Annotated in this window: 18 protein-coding genes; 3 read left to right on the top strand and 15 right to left on the bottom strand. The window is 33.7% G+C overall.

The window, feature by feature from the left end; genetic code table 11:
- The first annotated feature begins 35 nt into the window (after nucleotides 1–35).
- Nucleotides 36–431, top strand: a complete 396-nt coding sequence (locus KKI44_RS07725) for a hypothetical protein (RefSeq protein WP_214590568.1) — start codon at nucleotides 36–38, stop codon at nucleotides 429–431.
- Nucleotides 432–481: 50 nt separating this feature from the next.
- Here the strand turns inward: KKI44_RS07725 and KKI44_RS07730 are convergent, their stop codons facing one another.
- The gene (locus KKI44_RS07730; RefSeq protein ID WP_214590569.1) at nucleotides 482–997 is read right to left on the bottom strand and encodes a thioredoxin family protein; all 516 of its coding nucleotides are present in this window, start codon (nucleotides 995–997) and stop codon (nucleotides 482–484) included.
- A gap of 113 nt (nucleotides 998–1,110) precedes the next feature.
- Here KKI44_RS07730 and KKI44_RS07735 point away from each other — a divergent pair, with 113 nt between their 5' ends.
- Both KKI44_RS07735 and KKI44_RS07740 read left to right on the top strand, forming a co-directional pair.
- Nucleotides 1,111–1,668, top strand: coding sequence for a hypothetical protein (locus tag KKI44_RS07735; protein WP_214590570.1), 558 nt, complete (start codon nucleotides 1,111–1,113; stop codon nucleotides 1,666–1,668).
- Between the two features lie 104 nt (nucleotides 1,669–1,772).
- Nucleotides 1,773–3,025, top strand: a protein-coding gene (locus KKI44_RS07740) for an IS3 family transposase (RefSeq protein ID WP_214589041.1) whose coding sequence is annotated in 2 segments (ribosomal slippage) — nucleotides 1,773–2,100 and nucleotides 2,100–3,025 — 1,254 coding nt in all. Because the reading frame shifts where the segments join, the coding sequence is not laid out codon by codon here.
- A 282-nt stretch (nucleotides 3,026–3,307) separates the two neighbouring features.
- On the opposite strand, the gene KKI44_RS07745 is transcribed toward KKI44_RS07740, so the two are convergent.
- From KKI44_RS07745 to KKI44_RS07805, 14 genes are all read right to left on the bottom strand, one after another.
- A complete protein-coding gene (locus KKI44_RS07745; RefSeq protein ID WP_002977387.1) occupies nucleotides 3,308–4,381 on the bottom strand; it encodes an endonuclease in 1,074 nt (357 codons plus the stop codon).
- Between the two features lie 266 nt (nucleotides 4,382–4,647).
- Nucleotides 4,648–5,445: a phosphatase PAP2 family protein gene (locus KKI44_RS07750; protein ID WP_002977383.1), complete on the bottom strand. Its 798-nt coding sequence runs from the start codon at nucleotides 5,443–5,445 to the stop codon at nucleotides 4,648–4,650.
- 143 nt (nucleotides 5,446–5,588) lie between these two features.
- Nucleotides 5,589–7,649 carry a heavy metal translocating P-type ATPase gene (locus KKI44_RS07755; protein ID WP_002977380.1) on the bottom strand — a complete coding sequence of 687 codons (2,061 nt, stop codon included), beginning with the start codon at nucleotides 7,647–7,649 and terminating at the stop codon, nucleotides 5,589–5,591.
- Nucleotides 7,650–7,679: 30 nt separating this feature from the next.
- Complete coding sequence (locus KKI44_RS07760) at nucleotides 7,680–8,132, bottom strand: MgtC/SapB family protein (protein ID WP_002977378.1); 453 nt, start codon at nucleotides 8,130–8,132, stop codon at nucleotides 7,680–7,682.
- A gap of 21 nt (nucleotides 8,133–8,153) precedes the next feature.
- Nucleotides 8,154–10,112 carry an LTA synthase family protein gene (locus KKI44_RS07765; protein ID WP_002977376.1) on the bottom strand — a complete coding sequence of 653 codons (1,959 nt, stop codon included), beginning with the start codon at nucleotides 10,110–10,112 and terminating at the stop codon, nucleotides 8,154–8,156.
- Nucleotides 10,113–10,272: 160 nt separating this feature from the next.
- Nucleotides 10,273–11,166 (bottom strand): cation diffusion facilitator family transporter, encoded by an 894-nt coding sequence (locus tag KKI44_RS07770; RefSeq protein ID WP_002977374.1) that lies wholly within the window; start codon nucleotides 11,164–11,166, stop codon nucleotides 10,273–10,275.
- Nucleotides 11,167–11,193: 27 nt separating this feature from the next.
- Nucleotides 11,194–12,072 (bottom strand): bestrophin family protein, encoded by an 879-nt coding sequence (locus KKI44_RS07775; RefSeq protein WP_002977372.1) that lies wholly within the window; start codon nucleotides 12,070–12,072, stop codon nucleotides 11,194–11,196.
- A 17-nt stretch (nucleotides 12,073–12,089) separates the two neighbouring features.
- Complete coding sequence (locus KKI44_RS07780) at nucleotides 12,090–12,854, bottom strand: methyltransferase family protein (protein WP_228370503.1); 765 nt, start codon at nucleotides 12,852–12,854, stop codon at nucleotides 12,090–12,092.
- A 38-nt stretch (nucleotides 12,855–12,892) separates the two neighbouring features.
- Complete coding sequence (locus tag KKI44_RS07785; protein ID WP_002977368.1) at nucleotides 12,893–14,206, bottom strand: efflux RND transporter periplasmic adaptor subunit; 1,314 nt, start codon at nucleotides 14,204–14,206, stop codon at nucleotides 12,893–12,895.
- Nucleotides 14,207–14,210: 4 nt separating this feature from the next.
- The gene (locus KKI44_RS07790; protein ID WP_002977367.1) at nucleotides 14,211–18,575 is read right to left on the bottom strand and encodes a CusA/CzcA family heavy metal efflux RND transporter; all 4,365 of its coding nucleotides are present in this window, start codon (nucleotides 18,573–18,575) and stop codon (nucleotides 14,211–14,213) included.
- 156 nt (nucleotides 18,576–18,731) lie between these two features.
- Nucleotides 18,732–19,061, bottom strand: a complete 330-nt coding sequence (locus KKI44_RS22850) for a DUF6660 family protein (RefSeq protein WP_050791101.1) — start codon at nucleotides 19,059–19,061, stop codon at nucleotides 18,732–18,734.
- 417 nt (nucleotides 19,062–19,478) lie between these two features.
- Nucleotides 19,479–20,750: an ATP-binding protein gene (locus tag KKI44_RS07795; RefSeq protein WP_002977365.1), complete on the bottom strand. Its 1,272-nt coding sequence runs from the start codon at nucleotides 20,748–20,750 to the stop codon at nucleotides 19,479–19,481.
- A 56-nt stretch (nucleotides 20,751–20,806) separates the two neighbouring features.
- A complete protein-coding gene (locus tag KKI44_RS07800) occupies nucleotides 20,807–25,684 on the bottom strand; it encodes a hypothetical protein (protein ID WP_002977363.1) in 4,878 nt (1,625 codons plus the stop codon).
- Nucleotides 25,681–26,754, bottom strand: a complete 1,074-nt coding sequence (locus KKI44_RS07805) for a ComEC/Rec2 family competence protein (RefSeq protein WP_002977362.1) — start codon at nucleotides 26,752–26,754, stop codon at nucleotides 25,681–25,683. Before KKI44_RS07805 ends, KKI44_RS07800 begins: the two co-directional genes overlap by 4 nt.
- Nucleotides 26,755–26,765: the final 11 nt, after the last annotated feature.

The following is a 26,765-nucleotide window of genomic DNA, read 5'->3' on the forward strand; positions in this document are numbered from 1 at the left end:
CGCCACAATAGGAAGTGTTACGAAAAATATTAATTATGATGAATGTACAGATGCCAACTATTAATCAAAAAATAGCCAGTGAGTATTTAAAATTTTTCTATCCACCCCTTCGCACAGAAATTACCCAATTGTCTTCACAGGATAATTTTGCAGGGATTATGCAGGCAACCATTAATTATCTTAAAAAACTTCTTCAGGAAGCTAAGGTAAATATTATTGCCCACCACATCAAACTGATGGAAATGATCTATAAAGGAGGAGATTCTTATGTGAAAGATATGATCGAAAATCTTTTTGTGCGGTCTTTTGAAAGCTTTAAAAAGCACGCTAAGATTTCCCACTGGAAACTTCTTTACCAATATATGCCTGTGACTTTTCAGGTGATCTACAATGATCAGCGAAAGCAGGATAAAATCTTTTTCGGAAAGTAAATTATCTTTAAATATAGTTTCGGCGAAGCCTTTGGCTTCGCCGAAACTTTTTAATTCTTCTTTAAAAAAGTCTGTTTGACTGTCTGAAGTTCTTTGTCGTTCATTCTTGAAGACTTTTTAAGTTTGGCAACAAAAGTATCTACTTCTTCAGCCGTTGACGGACATCCCAGATTTTCGTTTTTATCATTGAAAGAATCTGCAAGAACCTCCCCTTTCGGATTCAGAACAAGCCAGAACGGAAGTCCGGCTTCTTTGCCTTTGTATTTTTCCATTAATGCTTCTCCACCCGGATTTTCAAGTTTTTTCTTTTCGCCCATTTCCTGAACATCTACATAAGCGGTAACAAATTTTTTATCAAAAATCGGCTTTGTTTCCGGTAAATTCATGTTCTTTTCCATGACGTGGCACCATTTGCACCACGAAGCGTGGAACATGAGCAAAACATTTTTATTTTTAGATTTAGCTTCGCTCAGCGCTTTGTTTAAAACAACATCCGCTTTTTCCTGAGCAAAATGTAACTGAAATAATAACAAGCCTAAAAGCAATAGAATTTTAGAAATTTTCATTTTGGATCTGATTTAATTTCTACGAATGTAAACATTTTCTCTGTGCTTTAAAATATTCAGGTAAAAAATTAAATTATCTCCAATCCTTTTATTTTTGTAAACAAATACTTTAAATGAAGCGGAACAGTACAATCTTCTTACTTTTTACAGTTATCTTTTGTGAAGCGCAGATTTCTGAAAAAGTAAAAATGTTAGCCAAACCTTTAGATACAATACAGTATGCAGAATCTTCACACATCGGAATAGGTGGTGAAAGAAGTAAACTGTATGATGATTTCAGAAAATTATCAAAAATTGCTACCAATGATGAGCTTTTTTATCTGGCAAAAAACGGAAGCAATTCTTTACGATTATATTCCGGAAAAGAACTTTTTAAAAGAAACGATAAGAGATTTCTTGAGATCTATCAATATTATCATGACAATCCTTTATTCATGAAATATATAGATGGCTGTGTTGGAGAAAGAAATGATATTAAATCTTATTTCAAAGGTGAAATTTATTCCGCAAAAGAGATCATTACCATTAGAGATTCTATTTTAAAAGAAAAAACAGATAATTTTACTAAAGCTCAATTAAAAAGCATTAATGATGAAGGTTATAAAACCTTGAAAATAAAAAGCGTAGAATATTTTTTAAATGAAATTAAAAAAATTGATTCCGGAAAATAATTTCCGGAAAGCAAAAATACCCGAGCTTTCGCTCGGGGATTTTCTATATTATGTCTTGTCCTGAAAAAGGTTGACTACTAAATACCAAAAAACCAGTCATCCTAATGAGATTAAAAAAAGTATCCGCCCCTGTTCAAGAATACAGTGAAGCATTTAAAAGACAAGTTGTCTCCGAATATGAGCGGGGATTATATACAAAATCACAATTACAAACCCGCTATAATATCAGGGGTAATTCCTGCATTCCCAGATGGTTAATGAAATATGGTAACTTTACTTATGAAAAACAATTAAGTAAAGGCAGACCCATGAAAGATCCACAGAAACAGAAGATTAAAGAGCTTGAAGCAGCATTGGCCAAAAAGGAAGAAGAACTCAAAGTGTTCAGGAAATTTATAGAAATTGCAGAGCGTGAGCTTAAGGTTGAGATTGTAAAAAAGTCTGGTTCCAATCAATCCAGGAAATAAAGGTAAATACGACTCTTTCAACAGAGAATATCTGCCGATTGTTTGGCTACAGTAAGCAAGCTTATTACAAGAGACAAAAACAGCCTGTTTCTACAGATCATGAAACAAGAGTTATAGAATTGGTTGTATCAATTCGTAAAAAGATGCCTAAAATAGGTACTAGAAAACTTTATGTTTTACTTAAGAATGATTTTGAAAAGGAAGAAATTCATGTAGGAAGGGATCAGTTGTTTAGCATTTTGAGATCAAATTATCTTTTAATTCCCAGAAGGCACAGCTATTTTAAAACAACCAATTCCAGACATTGGATGAAAAAATATCCCAATATTATCAAAGGAAAAGAATTGAAATGTTCGGAGAAAGTTTGGGTTGCAGATATTACTTATCTCAAGACCAAAGAGAAGAATTATTATCTTCATCTGATTACCGATGCCTATTCTAAGAAAATTGTAGGATACGAATTGAGTGATAATTTACAGACCAACTCTACGTTGAAAGCATTAAAGCAAGCCATACAGAATCGACTGTACAAGCATTCACTCATTCATCATTCAGACAGAGGGTTGCAGTATTGCAGTAAAGAATATACTGAAACACTCAAGAAAAGTGATATGCTTATCAGTATGACCGAAAATTCGGATCCTTATGAAAATGCTATAGCAGAGAGAGTGAATGGTATTCTGAAACATGAATTTGGATTGATTGATACTTTTGAAAATTTTAAAAATCTTTCCCAACAGCTTGAACAAGCAATTTATTGCTATAACAATTTAAGACCGCATTTTTCTTTACATTATAATATTCCAAACCAAGTACACATGAAAAATAATGTGAAATTAAAAACCTATAAAAAACAAAATCAGAATAGGAAAATTCCTACTCTGATTTAAGTATATTTGTGATATAAAACTAGTTAACCTTTTTCAGGACTAGTCATTATCTAACTTATTAAGTCTTATTTCACTTCTTCTAATATAATAACTACTATAAATCAAATAGTTATATTTTTATGGTACAAATATGGTACAAAAAAGTTATTCTTTATTTATGTATTAAATATTTACACATAAAAACCTTCTCAACTAATGGGAGATATTATAATTTACAATCTAACCAATATTATAATTTTTTTGACTTAGAACAGTATTTTATAAATAATCTTTTTTATTGATTTATTTTATAATAAACTTTGTATTCAGATCGCCAGTTTTCAAAATATAAATACCCTTAGGAAGATCTGTAAGAATAATTGTATTATCTTTTTGAAATGGATTTTCAATTGTCTGTACTAATTGACCAGTCATATTATAAATCAAAGCAATTTTATATTGTCCTAGATTTTTTCCGCCTAACACATAAATCTTATTATCTTTTACGGGATTAGGAACGATCACAAGACTTTTTGACAAATCTACATCTGCAACTCCCATATAAGCACCCCAAATTAAAGCGACGAACTCAGGACGATCGATGTATGGATTTCTATTACCTTGGTAAGTGAATGCCGCATTATTTCTTGCTATCTCAAAAGGAGAAACAGGATCTAAATTATTCCACTCGAGTAATTGTTTTAATTCCCATGTCTGTAAGCCAGGGTAGGCTGTACTACCTAATATGTTTCCGCTGCTGAAACCTGATAGCTGCGTCTCGTATCTGGTTACAAAATATAATATCATTCTGGCAATATCACCTTTAAACTCATCAATTGGTTCAAAAACAGTCCCCGCATAACCTGCAGATACTGAACTTCCCAGTTTAGAACCGTTTAGTGATGTAAATGAGGTTGATCCTACTTTTCCAAAAGGATAATTTGATCGCATTCCGTTGACTTTTCCGTCAGTAGGTGTAACAAAATGGACATCAGATCTCATCGGTAAATTCTGATTAAATAAACTTTGCGGTACGACATGTTCTCGGTTGTAACAGTCTCCTTCAACACTATAATTTCCACATTGTTTGACTCCATGATTATAAATATATGGATCTGTTCCTGTCGGATTTTCAGAATACATATCCATTACAGTTCCATCATTTTCGTAGAAATAATCCCTATCTGTGCTTTGAAAAGCTGTCAGCAAATTGCCATAGCCATTATCTTGGTGGCCGTTGGTAATGATAGTTTTCAACTTTGACTTTAAAGAAGCTCCTGATAATCCCGCAGTGCCATCATAATAGTTTGACGGAGCCTGTCCATAAACAGAATTTAATACAAGGCTTACCAAAAGAGTTAGTACAAGTTTTTTCATTTTGATTTAAATAAAGGGTTAATATTATGGTTTAAAAAATTTGTTGATAATTTGTCATTTTCCGTCATTATGAGTGTGTGTTTTTTCCGAAGGATGCGAATGAATCTTAACATATTTGATATTAAAATTGTATACCTGATGAATTACCAAAAGGAGCATAAAAAGAAGCCAGCCAACAATAAAAAAAAGATCTTGAGAAGTAAGCCTGTGCTTACCTCTTCGAATAATTTTTCTTCTAAAACGTCGTTTAAATCCCATGTTCTAAATTAGAAGGTTATCTGATAATTAATCCCAAAAGTATTGCTATGACCATTCTTTTGATAAAGAGGGGCAAGCATAGAGACAGATTTTTTGTTTTTATTAGCTGATAAAAACATATTGATTTTCGGAAATAGCCAATAAGCTAATTCGGTTGAAAGTATTCCTACCCCAGCGCCCGCTACTACATCTGTTACCCAGTGTTTGTTATTAATAACTCTGTAAACACTTGTGAATATTGCAAATGGATATCCTGATAAACTGAGCCAATAATTACTGTCTCTATATTCTCTATACATAAACTGCGCTGTTGAAAAAGCAATTGCTGCATGCCCAGACGGAAAAGACATATTGTTGGATTTATCTGGGCGTTCTTCTCCAATTAAATATTTTGAAGGTATTACGATTGCTGTCGATATTAGCTGCGATGTTGCAAGAATAATTGTTCTTTCTCTTAAATTATGCTTGCCTTTCAAACCTGAAATATTAAATCCATAAACCATCACGGCAGGTATGAATTGGGTATAATTATCCAATGTAGAATTATGAAGATTATGGTCTTTTACTTCTTTTCGTACTCCTGCATCAAATTCTTTCATTTTAGGAATAGCGAAACTCATCGCTCCTATGGATATTAAACTTGTAGGGGCTATAAGTCTCTTATAACTAAAATTATTTTCAGGTTTTTGGACAGCAATCGTATCCCCAATTTTTTCACTTACTGTTAAGCTATCCTGTGCTAAAGCCAAATTGCATACTAGCATAAAAAAAAGAACTGGAATCTTATTTATAATATTGATTATCATTGCATTAATTGAAAAATTAGAGTAAATAGTTTTGTTGAATATTTTCAATAAACAACCTGTTCTCGGTTTGAGAACTTTATTTTAATTGATATTTGTTGGAACTTTTCTTAAGTGATTAGTGAAATTAGAATGCTATGTTATTTTTATTTGAAATTCATTCGTTGGATGCGTACAGCATTTAGAATTGCAATCAATGCAACACCTACATCTGCAAAAACAGCTTCCCACATTGTTGCCAATCCTCCGGCTCCAAGAATTAAAACAATTGCTTTGACCACAAATGCTAAAATGATGTTCTGCCAGACAATTCTTTTAGTTTTTTTGCCAATGTTAATAGCCATTGGTATTTTTGAAGGTTTATCATCTTGAATCACGACATCAGCAGTCTCAATGGTCGCATCACTCCCTAAGCCGCCCATGGCAATACCGACATCACTTAAAGCAACCACTGGGGCATCATTAACACCGTCACCAACAAATGCAACGCTCTCATTTTTGGATTTTATTTCTTTCACCTTGTTCACTTTATCCTCAGGAAGAAGGTCACCGAAAGCGTTGTCAATTCCTATTTGTTCTGCGACATATTTTACAACGCTTGTTTTGTCACCACTAAGCATTGTTGCCTTTACATTTAAATTATGTAACAGTTCTAAAGTTTTTTTAGCATCGTCTTTAATACTATCAGCGATAGTTATGTAGCCTGCAAATTTTTTATCATAAGCAATTGCAATAACGGTGTAAACAATTTTTGAAGGATCAACATCATATTGAATATTGAACTTATCCATAAGCTTGAAATTCCCTACGAGTATATCCTTACCGTTGATTACAGCTTTAAGACCATGACCTGCAATTTCCTCAGAATTCTCAACATTAATTGATGTATCCAAATCGCCAACATATTCGTGGATAGCAGTTGCCACAGGATGGGTACTCTTGCTCTCTACAACATTAACCATCTTAAGGATTTCATTTTTATCAAATTCTGATTTAATATCGACTTCCTGAACTTTAAATACTCCTTCCGTCATAGTACCGGTTTTATCCATCACAACATTTTTTATTTCGGCAATCTTATCTAGAAAATTACTGCCTTTAAATAAAATTCCGTTTCGACTTGCTGCACCAATACCTCCAAAATACCCTAAAGGAATTGAAATGACTAAAGCACAAGGACAAGAAATTACCAGAAAGATCAAAGCTCTGTATAACCAATCTCTAAAAATATAATTATCGACAAAAAAATATGGAATAAGACATATCAGTACTGCTAACACAACAACAATCGGAGTATAAACTCTTGCAAATCTTCTTATAAACAGCTCCGTAGGTGCCTTCTGCGCAGTCGCATTTTGAACCAATTCTAAAATCTTACTGAGTTTACTGTCCTCATAAGCTGTATTGATTTTTACCAAAGCAACACTATTCATATTAATCATCCCTGCAAGAACAGTCTCTCCTTTATTTTTTGTATCAGGTTTACTTTCGCCGGTTAGTGCTGCCGTATTAAAAGATGCTGAATCTGAAATAAGCTCTCCATCCAAAGCAAGTTTTTCTCCAGGTTTTAACTGTATGGTTTGCCCTATCTCTGCATTGGAAGCTTTAATAGTTTTTGTTTCGTTATTTTCAATAATTGTCACCTCATCCGGTCTTTGATCAAGAAGAGCTTTAATATTACTTTTTGCTCTTGTTACTGCTAGTGTTTGAAAAACTTCCCCTACAGCATAAAATAACATAACAGCTACACCTTCAGGATATTCACCAATTATAAAAGCTCCTATAGTTGCGATACTCATCAAAAAGAATTCAGAGAAAACATCACCATCCTTAATGCTTTCAAAAGCTTCTTTTAAAACAGGAAGCCCGACAGGGGCATAAGCTGCTGCATACCAAACAATACGAATCCAATCTTTAAACCAGTCTGGTTTAAAATAATTATCTAACGCAATTCCCAACAGAAGCAATAACAATGAAACTATTGCGGGAAGGAACATCTGAAAAGTACTCTTATCACTATTGTCATGATCGTGGTTATGTCCATCGTCATCGGAATGATGCTGTACTTCTTTCTTTACATTTGTTGAACAACAGCCATTATCCTCAACAATGAGTTTTTTGGCTCCTGCATCCTTATAAATCTTGCCTTCCTGAGGCGTACAGCAAAGCTGGTTACCTTGCTCATCGTAAGTGTGTTGATGTTTCATAGAAGTATATTTTAAGTGATTTTTAATTTTTTATTTTAAATTTTTACTTTGCTCCTTCTTTGCAATCCAGTTTTTATACCATTTGAATTTATTCAGGCTTAATACAAAAAGGGTGAGAACAGTTGCTAAAAATGACAATAAAAACATATTTAAGGCAAGAGCCGCTCCAATAGCTGACGCTGCCCATAGTGCTGTAGATGTTGTTAATCCCTGCATATTGCTTGATTTATCTTTTAATGCTAATCCAGCACTTATAAATCCAAGTCCTGCCGGAATTGCTGCAAGCATTCTGGCTATCGCTGATTTATCATCTGTAAGATGAGAGGCAACCGCAACAAAAAGACAAGATGCCAAGCAAAGAATAGCAAACGTTCGTATACCGGCATCTTTATGAGCTGCTTCTCTTTCATAACCTATAATGCTGCCGAATAATATAGATAGCAGCAATTTGCCTGAAAGAATAAGTTCAAATTTTATATCCATGTTGTATCTAACATTACTTGATTATTTTTGTTTCAAACCTTGATTTTTATAGAGATAATATGCAGTTTGATAATTTGCGACAGCCTTGTTAATATACTGATCAGAAAAAATCTTTGGTATCTGTTGATTTTGCGTTTTATTATATAAATAAGCTTCCACTTTCTGCTGAGGGCTCAATATCACAAGTTTATCGTTTTCCATATATCCCAACTTTTGATAGGTACTTACAAAAATTCTAGGAATATAATTGTCGCTCAAAACATTCTTACCATAAAGGTTACTTCTGTAGTTCCATCCCATTAAATCAAATAAAGTTGGATAAAGATCAATTTGTGAACACATTTTTTCAATTTTTAAAGAGTTTTGGTTCGGAAGATTTATAATCATTGCTGGGATATGATATTTGGAAATATCAATTTCATTTTTACCTGCGCTACTTGCGCAGTGATCAGCTACAATCACAAATACTGTATTTTTAAACCACGGCTTACTTCTAGCTTTTTTAAAGAATTGTCCGATAGCATAATCTGTATATTTTATTGCACCTTCCCTACCCGAACCGGATGGTATATCAATTTTGCCATCAGGATATGTAAACGGACGGTGATTGGAAGTGGTCATCACAAAATCATAAAAAGATTTTCCTTGTTTATATTTCTGGTCTGCCTGTTTAATCACTTGATTGTATAAATCTTCGTCACAAATCCCCCATGCATTTTCAAACGTAATTTCTTTCTGGTTGATCGGCGTCCTCAATGCCTGATAGTTTTCTTTTGCCAAAGGATTTCTCTTCTTATCTATAATATCATATCCGTTATTTCCAAAATATTTATTCATATTATCAAAATATCCATCTCCTCCATAAATAAATGTGTTATCGTAACCTTGTGCACTAAAAATTGAGCCTATAGTTGTAAGATGATCATTATCTTCTCTTCTGACAATACTGTTGCCTGGCGTTGGTGGGACAGCTAACGACAAAGCCTCCATTCCACGCACTGTTCTGGTTCCTGTAGCATACATTTGTGAGAATAAAATGCCACCGCCGGCTAAAGAATCTAAATTTGGAGTAAGCCCTTGTTTATTCCCGAAAGTACCCATAAAGTCCGCGCTGAAACTTTCCATTGTTATCATTATAACATTTGGCTTTATAAGATTTTGTTTGCTGGATATTTTTCGTTCTATAGAAAGGTTATTTGAGAAAAATCTTTGATTATCGTTCAAATCAGTTCTAACTATTTTAAAAGCGCTTTCGTTATCAATTAGTTTGTAAAAATGATCGTAATTGATTTCATTGTTTTTATAGGCGGAGAAAAACGAATAAATTCCTGCCTTAGAAATTTCATTTTGATAACGATTGACACTTTTATCTGCTAAACTATTACTGATAAACAAAGAGTATATTATGGTAAGGCAGAAAAATCCTAAAAAAACAATTAGTCTAACCGAAAATTTATGTTGTCCGTTAAATGAAAAAAAGAATATTTTGCTTTTGTAAAACAAAATAAATATTAAGGTCATAAGCAGAAGTATCGATGATATCAAAACGGGTAAAGGGTAAGACTCATTTATGTTATTAATAACTTCGTAAGTATATACCAAATAATCTACAGCAATAAAATTAAATCGGCTCTCAAACTCCTGCCAAAATGTAACCTCGGCAAAAAATGAAAATAAATGTATAAGAAGAAAAATAATAAAAGTGCTGTAGGTAATAATTTTATTGAATAAAGACCTTATGTATTTCTGAGGAAAAATCAATAGATAAAAACTGTATGGTAGCAGAAAGAATAATCCAACTCCAAAGTCAAACAAAAATCCCAGAAGAAAAATTTTCATTATAGGTAACAGAGATAAATCAGCCTTTTGAAAACTGACTGCTAAAAATCCAAATCGGAGAAGTAAAGACGATACCAGATAAAATAAAAAAGAATAAACCAGTAATGTGTAATTGCCCCAATAGTTTTGTTTTAATTTCATATATCTAAATATTTGAAATGATTAATTGCGTAAAAAAATACGTAAGTATGTAATTCATCTTGAATAGACCCAGATTTTTATAATTCATAGTCTATTTGATGTTTTAGAAATTTTCCCATTTACTTATTTCATCTATTAATGCAAGATGGCACAACTGCTATTATAGATGAACCTCCCCCTCTTGGTGCCCTTCAGTTTCAATTTGGAATGTAGTATGGCTAATTTTAAATTCAGAGGTGGCTTTATCTGACAAATTTTTCAAAAGTTTATTGAGATCTTCCTGATGGTCGGCTACTACGTGGGAACTCATCGCATTAACGCCGGAAGTCAATGACCAAACGTGGAGATCATGAAGTTTAATAACTCCTTTTACAGATTCCAAAGAATTTCTAAGCTCTTCTATATTGACATCTTTTGGAGTTCCTTCTAATAAAACATTCACAGCTTCTTTCAAGAGCTTCCAGGTTCTCGGAAATATTAATAACCCTATCACAGCGGAAATAAGGGGATCAGCATAATACCATCCTGTCGTCAACATAATAACTCCGGCAATCATTACTCCTACTGAGGTAAGCGCGTCAGAAAGAACCTCAAAGTAGGCACCCTTCATATTTAGGCTTTCACCTGAATCTTTTCTAATAATCATGATTCCGATAATATTCACCAGCAAGCCTATTCCGGCAACGATCATCATAGCTGTGCTCTGTACTTCAGGGGGATTTTTGAACCTTTGCCATGCTTCAAACAATACATATACAGAAATTCCCAACAGAACTACCGCATTGATTACTGCCGCCAGAATTTCTGTTCGGTAATAGCCGAATGTTTTCTGTGCATCGGCTTTTCTTTCACCAATTTTGATTGCTATAAAAGCAAGGAATAATCCGACCACATCAGTAAGCATATGAGCTGCATCGGCAAGTAGCGCAAGACTTTTAGTAGCTAAACCGCCAATAACTTCGGCAATCATATAAGTGCCACTTAAACATAAGACAATTAAAAGATTTCTTTTATGTTTTGCAGAAGCCGAAATATTTTTATTCTGATCGTTCATAACACTAAGATTTGTATTAGATTAAGCCTACATTTCATAATAGCTTGTACTCACTTCTTTAACTGGTACATTCTTCTCTCCGATCATTTGCAAAAGATTGATTTCAATTGTTTTTGCTAATGATGTCATTGGAGTATCTACCGGTGTATTTTCAAAGGGATCCTGCATTATGATTGCTGTTTTCTCAATAGCTATAAAAATCACAGGTACAATAATTGTCGTGGCAATCTCAACACCAAGTTGTGAGTCTTCCAGTCCAAATGGCAGAAGAAATGCAAAAACGTAAATCAATGTATGCAGCAAAATGCTGTAGGCACGAGGGAAAACAGTATTTTTTAAACGCTCACATTTTCCCATACTGTCACAAAACCTGATGACCATATCGTTCATCTGTACCAATTTGTATTCAGATAAATTCTCCTGTTCTGCCAATTTCCTAAGGTGATCAGAATGTTTATCTAAAAGGGCATTGGGAATATTTAAAGCATTGATGTTTTGCGATTCTAAGTATTCTCTTACTCTTATTGAAAAAGGTACTTTTCTTAAACTTTCTCCTAAAGCATTCAGCCAGATGATATGTCGTTCTGCAAACTCAGATGTATCGTTTTCTGAGTTAGGGAAAAATTGTTTTATTAATCTCATAAATGATCTTGAATCATTCACAATAGCGCCCCAAACGGTTCTTGCTTCCCACCATCTTTCATAAGATTGTGCAGTCCTGAATGCTAAAAGTAAAGAGACAGCAGTTCCTAAAAGTGCAGGAATACTCAATGGTATGGTAATTTTTTTCAAAAAATCAATGTCGTCTAAAAAGCCTATTAGAAAAGCAAAGCTGACAATCAAAACGATCTGAAATTTAATCTGTTTAACAAAATACCAAACCGAAATTCTTTTGTTTAAAAGCATAATTGAGGATTTTTTAATTATTGACTAAATTTATTTTGCAACATTGTTTTACGTTTTTTTATTACTTTTAAAATAATGTATAGAATCATAGTAAGAATACAGCCTACAATAAAAATCATATTATAATGCGTATGTCTTAGGATAATTTCTCCGGTAATTTCAAAAACAGTAAAAATCAGAAACATGGCAAAAAGTCCGTTTTTTTCTTTTAATAGAACTTTTTTTAAACTGAAGCTAAGATGAGTATTTCTGAAAAGGTATAAATTCGGTATAAAAACCGGTACTTTATCAGCCCACTTAGTATATTGCTCTCCAAATTTTCTTTCTAAAAATTGCTCTTCAGCAAAAACAATCCTTTCATAATAGACCCAATAAAAAAACACAAATGAAATTACAAACCACAGATTTTCAGTAAACATCGCAAGCCCAAGCCACATAAAAAAATTACCTAAGTACAATGGATTTCTGGTTGTACTGTAAATACCTGTAGTGTTTAATTCATCTGCAACCTGCCCTGCTTTTGTATTTCTTCCTGAAGTATTATGCGGAGTAAAACCAACAGTATACACTCTTATAATCAAACCTAAAATGCTTACAGCTAAACAAAGCATCTCAAAGAAAAGTGAACAATCATTATCGTTTTTCAGCAAAACATTTTGGATAAAAACTCCTAAGCCAAGCGCCAGAACGATAATCGGCAAAAAACTTCTGTATCTGAACAGCCAATTTCCCTGGGTTTCTAATTCTTGTTTTAAAGGCATAACTAATATTTTTAAAATCAAGTGAAATCAAGATAGGATTTCACTTGATTATTGATTAATTAATGTCCGTGGTCTCCTGCATTAGAAAGCTTAGCATTCACGAAGAATGCGCCTTTTACCACAATTTTTGCATCAGGTGCAATTGCACTCACAGGCGTAATCGCTGTGTAACCCATATCTGAAGTCCCTTTTACCACTTCAATTTTTTCAAAATTCATTTTCTTAGCCTGCTCCTTTGCATGGTTTCCTGCTTCGGTTTCATTTTTGTGACCGTGTTCCGCCTCTCCTTCATCATGCCCGTGACCATGATCGTCATCTCCTTTTTCTTCAGCGTGCTCTTCCACTTTTTTAGAAGTTTGTACAAATACATAGAATTTACCATCGGCTTCTACAATAGCTTCATTTGGAACGGCGGGAGTTTGTGAATTTCCAAGGCTTACATTTCCTGTAATATTCATTCCGTCAATCAAGCCAGCTTTGTTCCCGGTAACCATTGCATGAACTGAAATCGTTTTACTTTCATTTTCAAAAGATGATCCGATGCTGTACACTTTTGCATTAAAGGTTTCTTCCGGATTGTTGGTGAGCTTAAACTGCACAATCTGACCAACTTTCATTTTGGGAAGATCTCTTTCAAAGACTTGTAAATCCAAATGAATTGAGCTGTTATCGATGATCTCCAAAACCGGTGACGATACATCAACATAACTTCCTATCTGTGCATTAATCGTACTAACTGTTCCGCTGATTGGCGATGTAATGACCAAGCCTGATCTTAGGTTTCCATTGCTTACTTTCCCAGGACTGATTCCCATTAGCTGTAATTGTCTTTGTAACGATGATCTCTGGGTTCTTAAACTTTTTAGCTCCGCATCAGAACTTTGCAGATTCTTTTTTGCTCCGGCATCATTGTCAAAAAGCTCCTTTTGCCTTCTGAATTCCTGCTCTGCATAAGTTATTCTGCTGTTAATAGTCAGATATTGTTCCTGTAACTGAATGTATTCAGGGTTACTGATTGTAGCAATAACCTGTCCCTGTCTTACATAATCTCCTATCTGAACGGTTAATGTCTTAATGACACCTCCATACAGTGAAGTGACCGTTGCCTTTCTGTTATTGGGTACACGAAGAACACCATTTGCCTTAATAGTTGAGGCTAAATCTTTCATTTCTAAAGTTCCAAGACTGATTCCTACAGATTTCATCTGTTCTTCAGTCAGTTCCGCAATAGTTTGCGGAGCTTCTTCGTGACTTTCTTCTGCCTGTTCTGTTTTTGGTTTCTCTTCTCCTTCTGCCGGAGCATCTTTTTTTCCACAGCTGACCGCTAGAATAGAAATTAAGGCTAGAGATACAATGCTATATTTGATTTTCATTTGTCTATTTATTGATGATTGAATTAATGATAACTACAGATTCGTTGACCTGTTGAATAGATTCCAGGTATTTAAGCTGAATATTGGTGGAAGTCTGCAGTGCAAAAAGATATTCTACATAAGAAATTTCTCCTGTTTTATAACCTAATTGTCCTGCTTTGGCAATTTTCTCAGCATTTGGAATCGCTTGATTAACGTAGTAGTCATACTGATTAACATTTTGCTGATATTGATTAAATGCATTTTGCAATTGCGCTTCAAGCTGCTTTTGCTGGAATTTTGCATTTGATTCTGCCATTTGTCTCTGATATTCATAAGACTGGATTCTTGCTTTCGTAGCTCCAAATGTCAAAGGAATAGAAACACCAATTGTTGCCGAATGAAACCTGTTTCCTCCATTGAAATACTGATCCATCCCGTTGATGGTTTGAAATCCTATCAATGACTGATTAGTATATCCGATGGTAAAGTCAGGAAGTCCCAAAGATTTTTCAACTTTCTTATTTTTTTCCGCAATCTGCATTTCCTGATAAAAAGCTTTTACGGTAGGATGCTGTGCAATGGCACTGCTGTCTAAAACATATTGTGCTTGTAGCGGATGATAGTTCTGATCAAATGGAACTGAAATATCCTCTTCAATATTTAGCAATGTTTTTAAATTTTTATAGGCATTGGTAAGATAAACCTCATTCTGTTTAAGCAATAAGTTGATTTCCCCTCTCTGTGTTTCAGCTGTATTGATTTCAATTTTTTTAATATCTCCGGCTTTAAACCTAACCGTTGCAACTCTGATAAAGTCATTGTATAAACTATCCAGATTGCTAAGCTTGGATTTATTAAATTGTAAATACTCAATTTGATAATAATACGTTCGAACCTGTTTCGCTAATTCATTCATAGAAACTTCCCTGTTGATTTGCTTTCCTTTAATCTGTTCCGCAATCAACTCTTTTCTTGCTTTGAACAAAGTTGGAAATGGAATCGTTTGGGAGATCGAAAATGATTGGTCAAATTTCTTAGAGTTATACTGCCCCAATTGAGCATCCACATTCATTTTCGGGAGCTCTTTGGACGTTGGAATCAATGCCTGTGTAGCTTTAATATCCAGATCTCTCGATCGGATTGATTGATTATTCTCAATAGCAGTACGTGTAGCTTCTTCGACTGTTATGGTTCTTCCCTGTTGTGCACTAAAAGTCTGTCCTAAAAATAAAAATCCTAAAACCACAATGGCGGTTACCGATTTGTTATTGATCTTTTTTAAATTAATCTTGGTATTAAAAATAATATACAACATTGGTAAGACAAATAATGTTAAGAAAGTCGCCGTAACCAAACCTCCGATAACAACTGTCGCCAAAGGTTTTTGCACTTCAGCTCCTGCACCTGTAGAAATAGCCATCGGTAAAAATCCTAATGAAGCTACTGTTGCAGTCATTAAAACAGGTCTTAATCTTGTTTTTGTACCTTCCATTACTCTTTTCAGAATATTGGTCTCGCCTTCCTTTTCCAATTGATTAAATGTTCCAATCAATACAATTCCATTCAAAACGGCAACACCAAATAAAGCAATAAAGCCAATTCCGGCACTGATACTGAATGGCATATCTCTCAATAATAATGCGAATACACCACCAATCGCACTCATAGGAATAGCCGTAAAAATTAAAGTGGCTTGCTTAAATGAATTAAATGTAAAATAAAGCAGCATAAAGATTAAGAATAGCGATACTGGAACTGCAATCATTAATCTCTTACTTGCTGCCTGAAGATTCTCAAATTGACCTCCATAGGTAAAATAATATCCTGCAGGAAGTTTTACTTCTTTATCGAGCTTTGATTGTATGTCCTTAACTACACTTTCAACATCACGGTCTTTCACATTGAAACCTATTACAATCCTTCTTTTTCCCGCTTCGCGGCTGATTTGGGCAGGCCCTAATTTGTAACTAATATTAGCAACCTGGGCGAGTGGAATTTGCGTTCCAGAGGCAGTAGAAATCATTAGATTACTAACATCGTCAATATTTGTTCTGTGTAAACTGTCTAATCTTACAACCAGATCGAACCTCCTTTCATTTTCAAAAACCTGACCTGCTGATTTACCTGCAAAAGCTGTACTTACTGCATTATTAACGTCTTCAATGTTTAATCCGTAATTGGCCATTCTGGTTCTGTCATACTCTACGTTAATCTGAGGGAGTCCGCTTACACGCTCAATTTGGGGAGATGTAGAACCTTTAACAGACTGTATTACCTTAGCAGTCTTATCAGCATAAATTGCCAGAGAATCTAAGTTTTCACCAAAAATTTTAACTGCAACATCTTGTCTAATACCTGTCATTAACTCATTGAAACGCATTTGGATAGGTTGGTTCTTTTCAAAGAAAACTCCAGGAATCACTTCTAATTTCTCTGAGATTTCATCAGCGAGTTCGTCATACGTTTTCTTTGTTTTCCATTCTTTCTGAGGTTTCAAGATAACCATCATATCAGTAGCTTCCGGTGGCATTGGGTCGGTAGGTACTTCAGCAGCGCCAGTTTTACCAACAACCATTTTTACCTCATCAAACTGTTTTATAATTCTTGAAGCCTGCATTGAAGTTTCAATACTTTGATTTAAGGAACTTCCTTGTGGAAGGATACAGTGGAATGCAAAATCGCCTTCCTGCAACTGAGGTATAAATTCACCACCCATTCTCCCAAAAACAAATATTGCTACAGCAAAGAGAGCTACGGTTCCTCCAACCAGCCAATATTTTATTTTTAATGCTTTTTCCAATAAAGGCTGATAAACTTTCTGAATTCTGTTCATCATTTTATCAGAGAAATTTTCTTTGTGGCTCATCTTTTTTGATAAGAATAAAGCACTCATCATCGGAATATAAGTCAATGATAAAATCAGAGCGCCCAAAATAGCAAATCCCACAGTTTTAGCCATAGGCGTAAACATTTTACCTTCTACTCCCACCAATGTTAAAATCGGAATGTATACAATTAGAATAATGATTTCTCCAAATGCTGCACTACTTCTGATTTTGGATGCAGAAAGAAAAACTTCTTCATCCATTTCTGCTTGGGTAAGCATTTTTTTTGATTTATTCAAGCCTAAATGATGTAAGGTAGCTTCCACAATAATAACTGCCCCATCAACAATAAGCCCGAAATCAATCGCTCCTAAACTCATCAGGTTAGCACTCACACCAAACACATTCATCATTCCTAATGCAAACAGTAATGATAATGGAATAGCTGATGCTACAATTAAACCTGCTCTTAAATTACCCAAGAAGATAACAAGTACGAAGATGACAATGAGTGCACCTTCAATTAGGTTTTTTTCTACTGTGTCGATTGCTCTTCCAACCAGGTCGGTTCTATCTAAATAAGGTTCAATTACAACGTCTGCAGGAAGAGATTTTTGTATAACTGGTATCTTTTCTTTAATTCTGTTCACCACTTCATTACTGTTGGCTCCCTTTAGCATCATAACAACACCTCCCACAGCATCGACCTGACCATTAAAAGTCATTGCACCATATCTCACAGCACTTCCCAGACGCACTTCAGCAACATCTTTTATGAAGATTGGAACACTGCCCGTATTATTTTTAACTACAATGTTCCCTGCGTCTTCTAAAGATGTTACCAAACCGATTCCACGGATAAAATATGCATTTGGCTTTTTATCAATATAAGCACCTCCTGTATTCTGATTATTTTTTTCGAGAGCGGTAAAAATATCAGATATACTTACGCCCATCGCTCTTAATCTGTCTGGATTTACAGCGACCTCGTATTGTTTTAACTGACCGCCAAAACTGTTGATCTCTGCAACTCCAGGTGTTCCATTAAGCTGTCTTCGCACAATCCAGTCCTGCATTGTTCGCAGTTCTTTAGCATCATACTTTTTCTCACTGCCTTTTTTGGGATGCAGGATATATTGATAAACTTCTCCAAGTCCAGTACTAACAGGGGCAAGTTCAGGAGTTCCAACACCTTGGGGAATTTCTTCTTCTGCTTGTTTTAATTTTTCAGTAACCAGTTGGCGAGCAAAATAAATATCTACCTCTTCTTTAAAAACAACTGTAATCACTGATAGACCGAATCTAGAAATACTCCTAGTTTCCTCAATATCTGGTACATTTGCGATACTTTGTTCAATTGGGAAGGTAACAAGTTGTTCTACTTCCTGTCCAGCAAGTGTGGGACATACTGTGATGATCTGCACCTGATTATTGGTAATATCCGGTGTAGCATCAATTGGCAGTTTGGTTGCGCTCCAAACTCCCCAAATAATCAATAACAAGGTCATGATACCAATGACAATCTTGTTCTTGATACTAAATCTTATGATTTTATCTAACATTGAATTTAATTTTTATTGGATTGCCCAAAGTTAAAATCAGTATAAAACTGAATTTAAAAGATGATGCAAAGATGAATAGGATTACAGTGCAATGATATTGCAAAGTTTCCAAGACAATTTAGATGAAAGGGAATCCTTCCATCATATCAATAAAAATTATATTTTAGGCGGTTGCCAGATTTGGTCGTACACCAAATAAGCGAAGTCGTTTTTCTGAAAATGGATTTTCTTAGAAAAAAACGCAGTAGCGATTCTTGAAAAAACTAGAATTGGTTCGATTTTATAAGATGCCACCGTGGTTCTGCAACAGTTGCAAGAACAAAATGGAGAACAAGAATCTGCCTTCGAATGTGAATCTTCTTGTGTCTTTGAACTTAAAGAATAATTGAAATCTTGCTTAAAAGACTGAGCATTTGCACTATCTAGACATGGCATTATGGATAACGCCACAAAATAGATGATGAAAAGTAGTCTTACAAATTTCATAATGCAAATGTATAAAATATAATTACCAAAAAAATATTTTATCCTAAAATTTTAAGGAAATTATACATTTGATTATGCCGAATCAAAAAAATAAAATACCTACAATACATCTAAGTCATTTATAATTATAGAAAAAAACTGATGCTTTTAGATAAAATTAGATATGTACATTTAAATAATATTGCCACCATAATTTAATTTTAACTCAATTTTTCAGTAAACTAATTTTCATTTTTTTCAAAACAAAATTATATATTAATTTACACTTGATTTTTAGATGAATAATATATTAAATTCTTATATCAATATTGGTCTTTCCAAATTATAATACTTCTTTAATATAGATGTACATATTAAATATTCAAAAAATCATCTTAAAATAGGTTCTAAAATTGAACTGAATTTACGTAATTTTCTTTAGTAACCTTTTTCTAAGAACTGTTTCTGAATCTGTAAAACTGACTCTTTTGAAGGGTAAAAACTAAAGTAATCTAAAACTTTTAAAATTATAGAACTTGAAATATTTATACCTCCCTCCAGAATTTCTAATCGTGAATATTCCTCATTAATAGTGATTTTATCTGTTTTTGTCGTTCTTATCTTCATAAGCGGCATGTGATTCTCGCTGTCCAAATGTAATCTTCTATCTTTTAACTCATTAAATATAATAGAAATACTCAAACCTTCTTTATATAATCCTTCTATTGTTAAGTGTTCAATAAAAACATATAGTTGAGTAAGATAATGTATAATACTTGTATAATAAAACAAGTATTGACCAGAAGGAAATTTTGATGCCCAAGCCCCTCTCAAATGATCACCTTCTAGCCAGTCTTCTACAAAGCTGTTAATCATGCAAAAACTCTCTGACAAATACATTCTCCACAGTTCTTTTCGAGCTCCTAAATCGGAAAAAGCCTCGTAAGAATTTTCAGCAGTAACTAAACTACCCTCGTGTAACGTTCTTGGTATAAATGGCAATGACCATGACGCCTTTACCTGTGCTTTTTCGACAACTTCAAGACATCTTTTAAGACTATGTAAATTACCTTTTTGAAGAGGAGTTATATAAACTTCGCAATTGCCTTTCGATTTTATTAATTCATATGATGATGTCTGCTGAAAAGCTTTTATTTCTGCGTCAAATATTTCTGCGTCAATATTGGGAATGGTATAGCCAAAACTTTTTCTGCGTTGCATTAATCTAACGGCTGCCAACTCAATGAGATCTCGCAAATCGCTGACATTTGATATGGCTGCGCTTTCAGGTCTCTTATTTGTATTTCTATAATACAAAGTACTTGCTCTCATTTCTCCGTCCAGAGTTTTTTTACAAAGAGTTGGAATTTCTTTGAAAGAGAAGATCTTGATTACCACATATTTTAATTCGTTTCTATCTTCCGGAAAATAGACATTGAAATCTACCATTGGTTCTGCATATTTTGAAACCTGATCTCGCATTTCATCATATTTGTAAGTGATAATATTTTTCTGGTCAACTCCTACATTAATAAATTCATTATCCTTTTCCTCAATTCCAATTACAATGTGACCTCCATCTGGTAGATTTGACATTGCCAAGATATCTTTTGTTAGCTTCTTATAATCCCAAGGACTGTTTGCTTTAAAATCTAGTGAAGGGCTTTCCGTTTGACCCTCAATCAATCTTATAAAATCTTCTGTATTCATTTATTTTCCAATTTTATTAATATATTTCCCAAAAATATCTCACGACAAAATGTTAATTATTTAAATTGAAGTAATTCTTCTCGTAACATATAGGCTTTAGGAGAACTTCTTTTGACTAGAAAATCTAAAATAAATAGAAAGTCAGCTAAAGTATTTTTATCTCTTTTTATTTTACCACCATATTTATAAAAAGCTTTTTCAACGAATTTTTCTAAAATATCGTTCTCGACCAGTTCAGCATTTTGGCTTTGGAGCATGGGAACAATCCATGATATTGAGTTAGGCATAAAATTATAAAATGCAATGCCACTTAAAAATTTTATCGATGAATTAATTCTGTTAAATCCTAAAGTAATTATAAAATCTTTGAAATATAAGCTTTTACCATCCAATACTGACCATTTTTCAGAGCTCTCCACCCAGTCAATGTCAAAAAGAAAAATTGGTAGAAATCTCGCATTGCTGTTATTGATCATCCAATCTTTCAAAAATTCCCAAAATATCCAGAAATTTTCGAGTTGAATTCTACCTATCGCTGCTCTAATAAACTCTTCAACTAACTTATATATAAATTTTAAATAATCATCAGGGATACTTTTTTCAGGTGTTTCTATACTTGAATCAAGTATTTTTTTTAAGAGAGGTAATGATAATTCTGTAGGCTGATTCAGCAGATATCGTGGATAATAAAAAGTAAATGCATGTCTACTTTCATAAAAATCCAGCATGCTTGATTTGGGATCATTTAAAAAAACAGTGTGTAGTGTCAGAACATCCTGAATAAATTTGTGGTGAGCAGGAAGAGCCGTATTCCATGGGATGATACGAAGCATGTCATCCAAGTACCACTGAGTATGTAAGTCTAATGAAACGATAATTTCATCAGGTATGTTTATACTTCCTTTGATAACAGAATTAATTAGTACTTCCGACCAATTGTCTTCTTCCGACTTATTAAAATCACGAGCACTTAATTTCCCTTGATGATATAACATTCGCTTTCTCTCGCTTTCTTTATTTTGTGCCTTTAGAATTACGATGGCTTCTGCTAATCCATACCAACAGTTTAAAACAAAATCAGGTTCAAATAATACTAATTCCTGTAAAATAGCGTGCTGCAAAGCGATTCGTTCCCTAGCGTCAAGACCCTTTAAAAGTAAACGGAAAATTAATTCTTTAACCTTCAATTTTAAATCTTGCTCAATATCAACTTTAAAAATATAGCATAATCCTTTAAGAGAAGGTATATTATCCAATAAATCAAAATTAATAGCGTATGGATCTGTTTTCGCTAATTTTTTTGCTTCTAAATTGATAATAGTTTCACAACACCATGCAATTTCATCAGGTTGAAGTTGATTTGAAAAGTCACGAAGAGCAATAGACGCCATAGTACCTGGAGAAACCATAATTTCTCGTCTACCATCTAGTTGCAAAATAAATTCATATCCTATTTTCCAAGTTTCATAGTTATGATCATCAACTTCTTCGTATTCGAAAACTTTTCTTGCCCAAGTCGTATTAGCTGTCGGAACTGTATAATCATTCCCACTTTCTACAACATTTCTAATTGTATCATCATATCCGGGAACTACCTGAACATAATTTTCATATCCCTTTTGATTAAAATGTTTAAATTCATACTTTCTAGCATCCATATCAAACAAAAACTTTTTAAAAAGCCAATCATCTTCCTTGACATTCTCCCACATTCTGTCGACCTGTTTGAATAAAAGTTCATTATACTCTCGTTGATAAAACATATAGTCAGCCACAAATCCAACTAAACCTACATAATACTTATTGCGATGAATTCTTTGATTTGCGGCAATTCGTTCTTTTCTTTCGAATTCTTCGTCATTATAGACATTGCTTCTCATCATATCCGAAGTAGACCTTGTAGAATCCCACTTAAAAAACAGTGGGACACCTAATAAGGAGACAGAAGTTTCATCAACTAAATTAGGAAATGCTTGTAAAATGCTGCAGACCACTCCTAAAATGGCAATATTGTTAGACTCTCTTATCAACCTGTCTAAAAATATGCGTGCTGTTGAAAAATCTTTTTTATCCCCAATTTCTAACAAAGTCTTTTCCAAAGCCATCAGCACTGATATTAAGACCTTATCATAAATTGAAAATCCTCGGTACATAGACCAGTACTCAGGATTCCCATAGTATACACCACACGATCCATCTTCAAAAACAACCTCAATCCTTTCCACCCCTCTCTTTTTTAAAGACAGAAGAATTTCATAATTTTTTTCAAAAGCATCATTTAAAAATGGAATAAGGAAATCAAGAGCTTTTTCACCGTGATACAAAAACATCCAATAAAAAAAAGTCTGATAACCTGATGGTAATCCATAATCATATTCTAAATCTTTATTTAAACCAAAATCATTTACTTTAGGCTCTCGAATAAGCATACTATTAATACTCCCCGGTGCATATTTCTCTTCCTTTTGAGCCCAGTCTTCAGTAGCCATTTGAATAACTTCTTCAGGGAAAAAGCGACAAATTTGATCTGAAATAACACCTCCGGTAATATAAGCTCTTATTTCTCGTAGAAAAGCAGGATCAGTCCATCTTTCATTACCTGTTTCAGGAATCAAGCAAGCTTGAATAATCGAAGCAATAAGTTCCTGATCGGCTGCCGTCAATTTAAAAAGAATTTTAATATATTTTTTTAAATATTCAGAAGATCTCCTGCCTAATCTCCTCTGAATTGAACGACCCTGCAACCTAAAAATAAAATCTTCCAACAGAAAAGCAGCGCTTTTTGCACCAGATGGAAGTATGCCTTGGTTAAATTCAGGGAGCTGTTTTGACCATGATTCAATAAGAGTCAAATGTTTTAATTCAAAATTTTGCAGCTTAATTTCATTAATATTAGCTTTGATAAAATCAATTATATAATCCCATCCGGAGCCAATAGGCAGAAGATCATTAAAATTTCTTTTTTGAGGATCTATTTTTTTACAACTCGTTTGTAGTAAATAGATTATGCGATCCAACAATTTCGCTTCATCTTCAAGAAGCTGTACTTTTAAACTATCCAGTAGTACTTTGGAATGATTTGATCTAAGTGAAACAATCAGTAGCTCATCTTTCCATGAAGGGGACAAAGTATCATCACTTAAGAGCTCGTGCATAAAATATACGGAAGCTTCCGGTTCATATTCATAAAACTCTTCCATCCATAATCTGAATGCCCTTCTCATGGCGGGAGTATTTTCTATCGAAAGTAAAAAATCTTTTGAGTTTGCAATCTCCGATTTTTGATTTCTTATAAATCTGATCAATGCCCAATCTTCCAATATGTCGTGAGAAGGACTGTAAGCACTGGTATCGGACATATCATCCAACTGTAGAATATTATCTTTAACAAGATCAGCAGTCACACTGTTATCGCTCTCATATGTTGTAAAAAGAGACATTTCTCTAGATCTTTTAAGACAAATCTCATAGAAAACAGTTCCTCGTCGTGATTGATTGTCTTCAACAATATATTTCCACATTAACCTTTTAAATTGTAACTCGTCCAAGTGTTCCTCACTTAATAGTTCTGGTATAATTCGTACAGCTTTATCAAGATAATAAGGAGTTCTCAAAAGATGCTTAATCTTAGAATTTTCCATCAATGGCAGTAAGTCAGGAATTTTTTCAACGATTAATTCAACCTCAGCATCATTAAATTCACCTACTTGAAAATAAGCAATATTTTCTGGCAGCTCATAATAGTAATCGATTTTAAACTTCTGTAATAAGTAGTCTCTTATTGTTAAAACTATAGTTATATTTTTATTTTTTTCCAGTATCTGAAGTAGTTCATTAAATGCTCCCGAGCTACCTGACTCTATTAGTTTTTCAAAGCTTTCTATCCAAATTAAAAAATACTTATTTGATAAAGGACTTGCCAATATTTGTTCGATACTAACTTTACATCCGGCTTTTATCAAAGCTTCACTAATTGTTTCACAATACAGGTTTTCAGCGGTAAAAGTTAAAACACTACGATCTCCAGACATTTTCAAATCACTTACAGCTGATTTTGTCAAAGCCGATTTTCCAACTCCCGGGTTTCCATGAACCACTACAAGATTCTTTTCTTTAAGCAATTGCAGGAGGTCTATATTATCACGAGGAACATTAAAATCTCCGATTTTTTCTCTAGTTCTAGAATTAGTGGTTTGTTCATTTTTTTCCATTTCTTCATAACTTAAGAGAACATCTTTATCTGTCTCCGGTTTGATAGAATTGATCAGACTGAACTTAGGATATGGAATCAGCTTATTGTATGCTAAAACTTTGGTCGCCAAAAAAAATCCACCGTCCTCGTATGTATGAATAATACCTGTAAAATAAGTTTTTCCATACAAGATAGAATAAGCGCCACTTCCAGACAATCCTTCAACATTTTCCAAGGCCTGTTGATAATATGTATCGAGAGAATTTTCAGACTTTAGTGTAAATTTATATCGATTGCTCTTGATATCTTCGATAAATTTCATAGGAAAAGATCGATCTGCCTCTTGATCATTAAAATTAGCATACCCTCTAATTTGATAATCTTCCACCATTTCATCAGTATCAATTACCTGACAAAAAAATTGTTTACCTGTAAGTGGAAGAATATTCTTTTTAGAAAGAATCAACAATGCCATATCCTCATCATCATCTGACACAATAACAATATCTGTTTCGGTCAAATTGTATGAATGAAATTCTGATGTTTCCTGATTAAAAATCTCTTCAAGTTTAATATCCGTATTTACATATTCTTTATCGAACTTTTTACCTTCTAAACAATGTTTTGCAGTCAAGACATACACGTCATCAACATCAGGACTCGGGTAGAAAATTACTGCTGTAGCAATTTCGTGGTTACATCTGATTTTGATTGTAGAAAGCTGTGGTATATTTTCATTCATATTTTATGAGTTAAGGGCAGGTACGAAAGTTCTAAGCTGTCAGGTCCTATTTGTGAATAATCACATTCAAATGTATATCTTTCAAAAGCGTCGTCATCGACCTCAAAGATATTTCTCAATTCTTGAGTATCACAAGCAAAATGAATTTTGATAATTTCAGAATTTCTTCTCTCGTTCGTAATGATTCTAACTATAGTCTCTTTATCCGGATGTCTGTTATGGATACCGTTTCCAGTTATCACATAACAATTGGTCTGAACTATTTCCAGCAATTTAGGGCAGGTATTGGCTTTACTGCCATGATGTGATAATTGCATAAACTTCACGGGCAGTGGCCGATCTTTATTATACCCCAATGCATCTAAACTGTCAATTATATCAGAGGGATGACTGTCGGCTAATAAGAGTACTTTTACCTTATCAAACTCGGCAAGAACAGCAATAGAGCTTCCATTAACAGGATCTGTATCCGGTTTAAATTCATTCCCTGTAAGTTCTTCAATTATTTTTTTATGGTCGGATTGATTTTCTTTTCTACCAATTTTACCATTACTTTCTTCTTCTTTCCACAATTCTGTTGCAGCAGCTTCCTTTTCAGGTGTAGGTGAAAGAATGGTCATTTTAAAACCAAAACATTCAATTGGTAATGTTTCAGTATTTATTGGCACTGTGGTAAGAAGATTATTTGCAGTTAAAAAATCCCTAAGTAAAATCCCGTCACCGACTGAGATTTTCCCATTAGATTCCTTTATCATCTCAGGAGAATGATTAAATAAAAAATTCTTTACAGCGTCTTGTTTATTTTCAATTTTTTTGTCCACGACAAAACCTTTTACGGCACCGATATGGTCGCGATCTATATGGCTGATAATCCAATTTTCAATTTGTTCGCCAGAAGACAAAATTTCTTTTATTAATGGGGCAAAAGAATTTTTGTACTCTTTACCATATCCTCCATCAATAAGTATATTATGCCATTGGGAATCTGTTCCTAAAAATCTGATAAAAATAGCATCACCGCCGCCGATATCGAAAAAATGAAAACTAATCCGATGTGTTTTTTGAGTCATAAAATAATGGT

Source organism: Chryseobacterium sp. ZHDP1 (assembly GCF_018603435.1).
Lineage (GTDB): Bacteria > Bacteroidota > Bacteroidia > Flavobacteriales > Weeksellaceae > Chryseobacterium > Chryseobacterium indicum.

Excerpts from the sequence above, each read along its gene's own strand:
- KKI44_RS07725 (WP_214590568.1), top strand. The coding sequence starts at position 36 with ATGATGAATGTACAGATGCCAACTATTAATCAAAAAATAGCCAGTGAG.
- KKI44_RS07730 (WP_214590569.1), bottom strand. The coding sequence starts at position 997 with ATGAAAATTTCTAAAATTCTATTGCTTTTAGGCTTGTTATTATTTCAG.
- KKI44_RS07735 (WP_214590570.1), top strand. The coding sequence starts at position 1,111 with ATGAAGCGGAACAGTACAATCTTCTTACTTTTTACAGTTATCTTTTGT.
- KKI44_RS07745 (WP_002977387.1), bottom strand. The coding sequence starts at position 4,381 with ATGAAAAAACTTGTACTAACTCTTTTGGTAAGCCTTGTATTAAATTCT.
- KKI44_RS07750 (WP_002977383.1), bottom strand. The coding sequence starts at position 5,445 with ATGATAATCAATATTATAAATAAGATTCCAGTTCTTTTTTTTATGCTA.
- KKI44_RS07755 (WP_002977380.1), bottom strand. The coding sequence starts at position 7,649 with ATGAAACATCAACACACTTACGATGAGCAAGGTAACCAGCTTTGCTGT.
- KKI44_RS07760 (WP_002977378.1), bottom strand. The coding sequence starts at position 8,132 with ATGGATATAAAATTTGAACTTATTCTTTCAGGCAAATTGCTGCTATCT.
- KKI44_RS07765 (WP_002977376.1), bottom strand. The coding sequence starts at position 10,112 with ATGAAATTAAAACAAAACTATTGGGGCAATTACACATTACTGGTTTAT.
- KKI44_RS07770 (WP_002977374.1), bottom strand. The coding sequence starts at position 11,166 with ATGAACGATCAGAATAAAAATATTTCGGCTTCTGCAAAACATAAAAGA.
- KKI44_RS07775 (WP_002977372.1), bottom strand. The coding sequence starts at position 12,072 with ATGCTTTTAAACAAAAGAATTTCGGTTTGGTATTTTGTTAAACAGATT.
- KKI44_RS07785 (WP_002977368.1), bottom strand. The coding sequence starts at position 14,206 with ATGAAAATCAAATATAGCATTGTATCTCTAGCCTTAATTTCTATTCTA.
- KKI44_RS07790 (WP_002977367.1), bottom strand. The coding sequence starts at position 18,575 with ATGTTAGATAAAATCATAAGATTTAGTATCAAGAACAAGATTGTCATT.
- KKI44_RS22850 (WP_050791101.1), bottom strand. The coding sequence starts at position 19,061 with ATGAAATTTGTAAGACTACTTTTCATCATCTATTTTGTGGCGTTATCC.
- KKI44_RS07795 (WP_002977365.1), bottom strand. The coding sequence starts at position 20,750 with ATGAATACAGAAGATTTTATAAGATTGATTGAGGGTCAAACGGAAAGC.
- KKI44_RS07800 (WP_002977363.1), bottom strand. The coding sequence starts at position 25,684 with ATGAATGAAAATATACCACAGCTTTCTACAATCAAAATCAGATGTAAC.
- KKI44_RS07805 (WP_002977362.1), bottom strand. The coding sequence starts at position 26,754 with ATGACTCAAAAAACACATCGGATTAGTTTTCATTTTTTCGATATCGGC.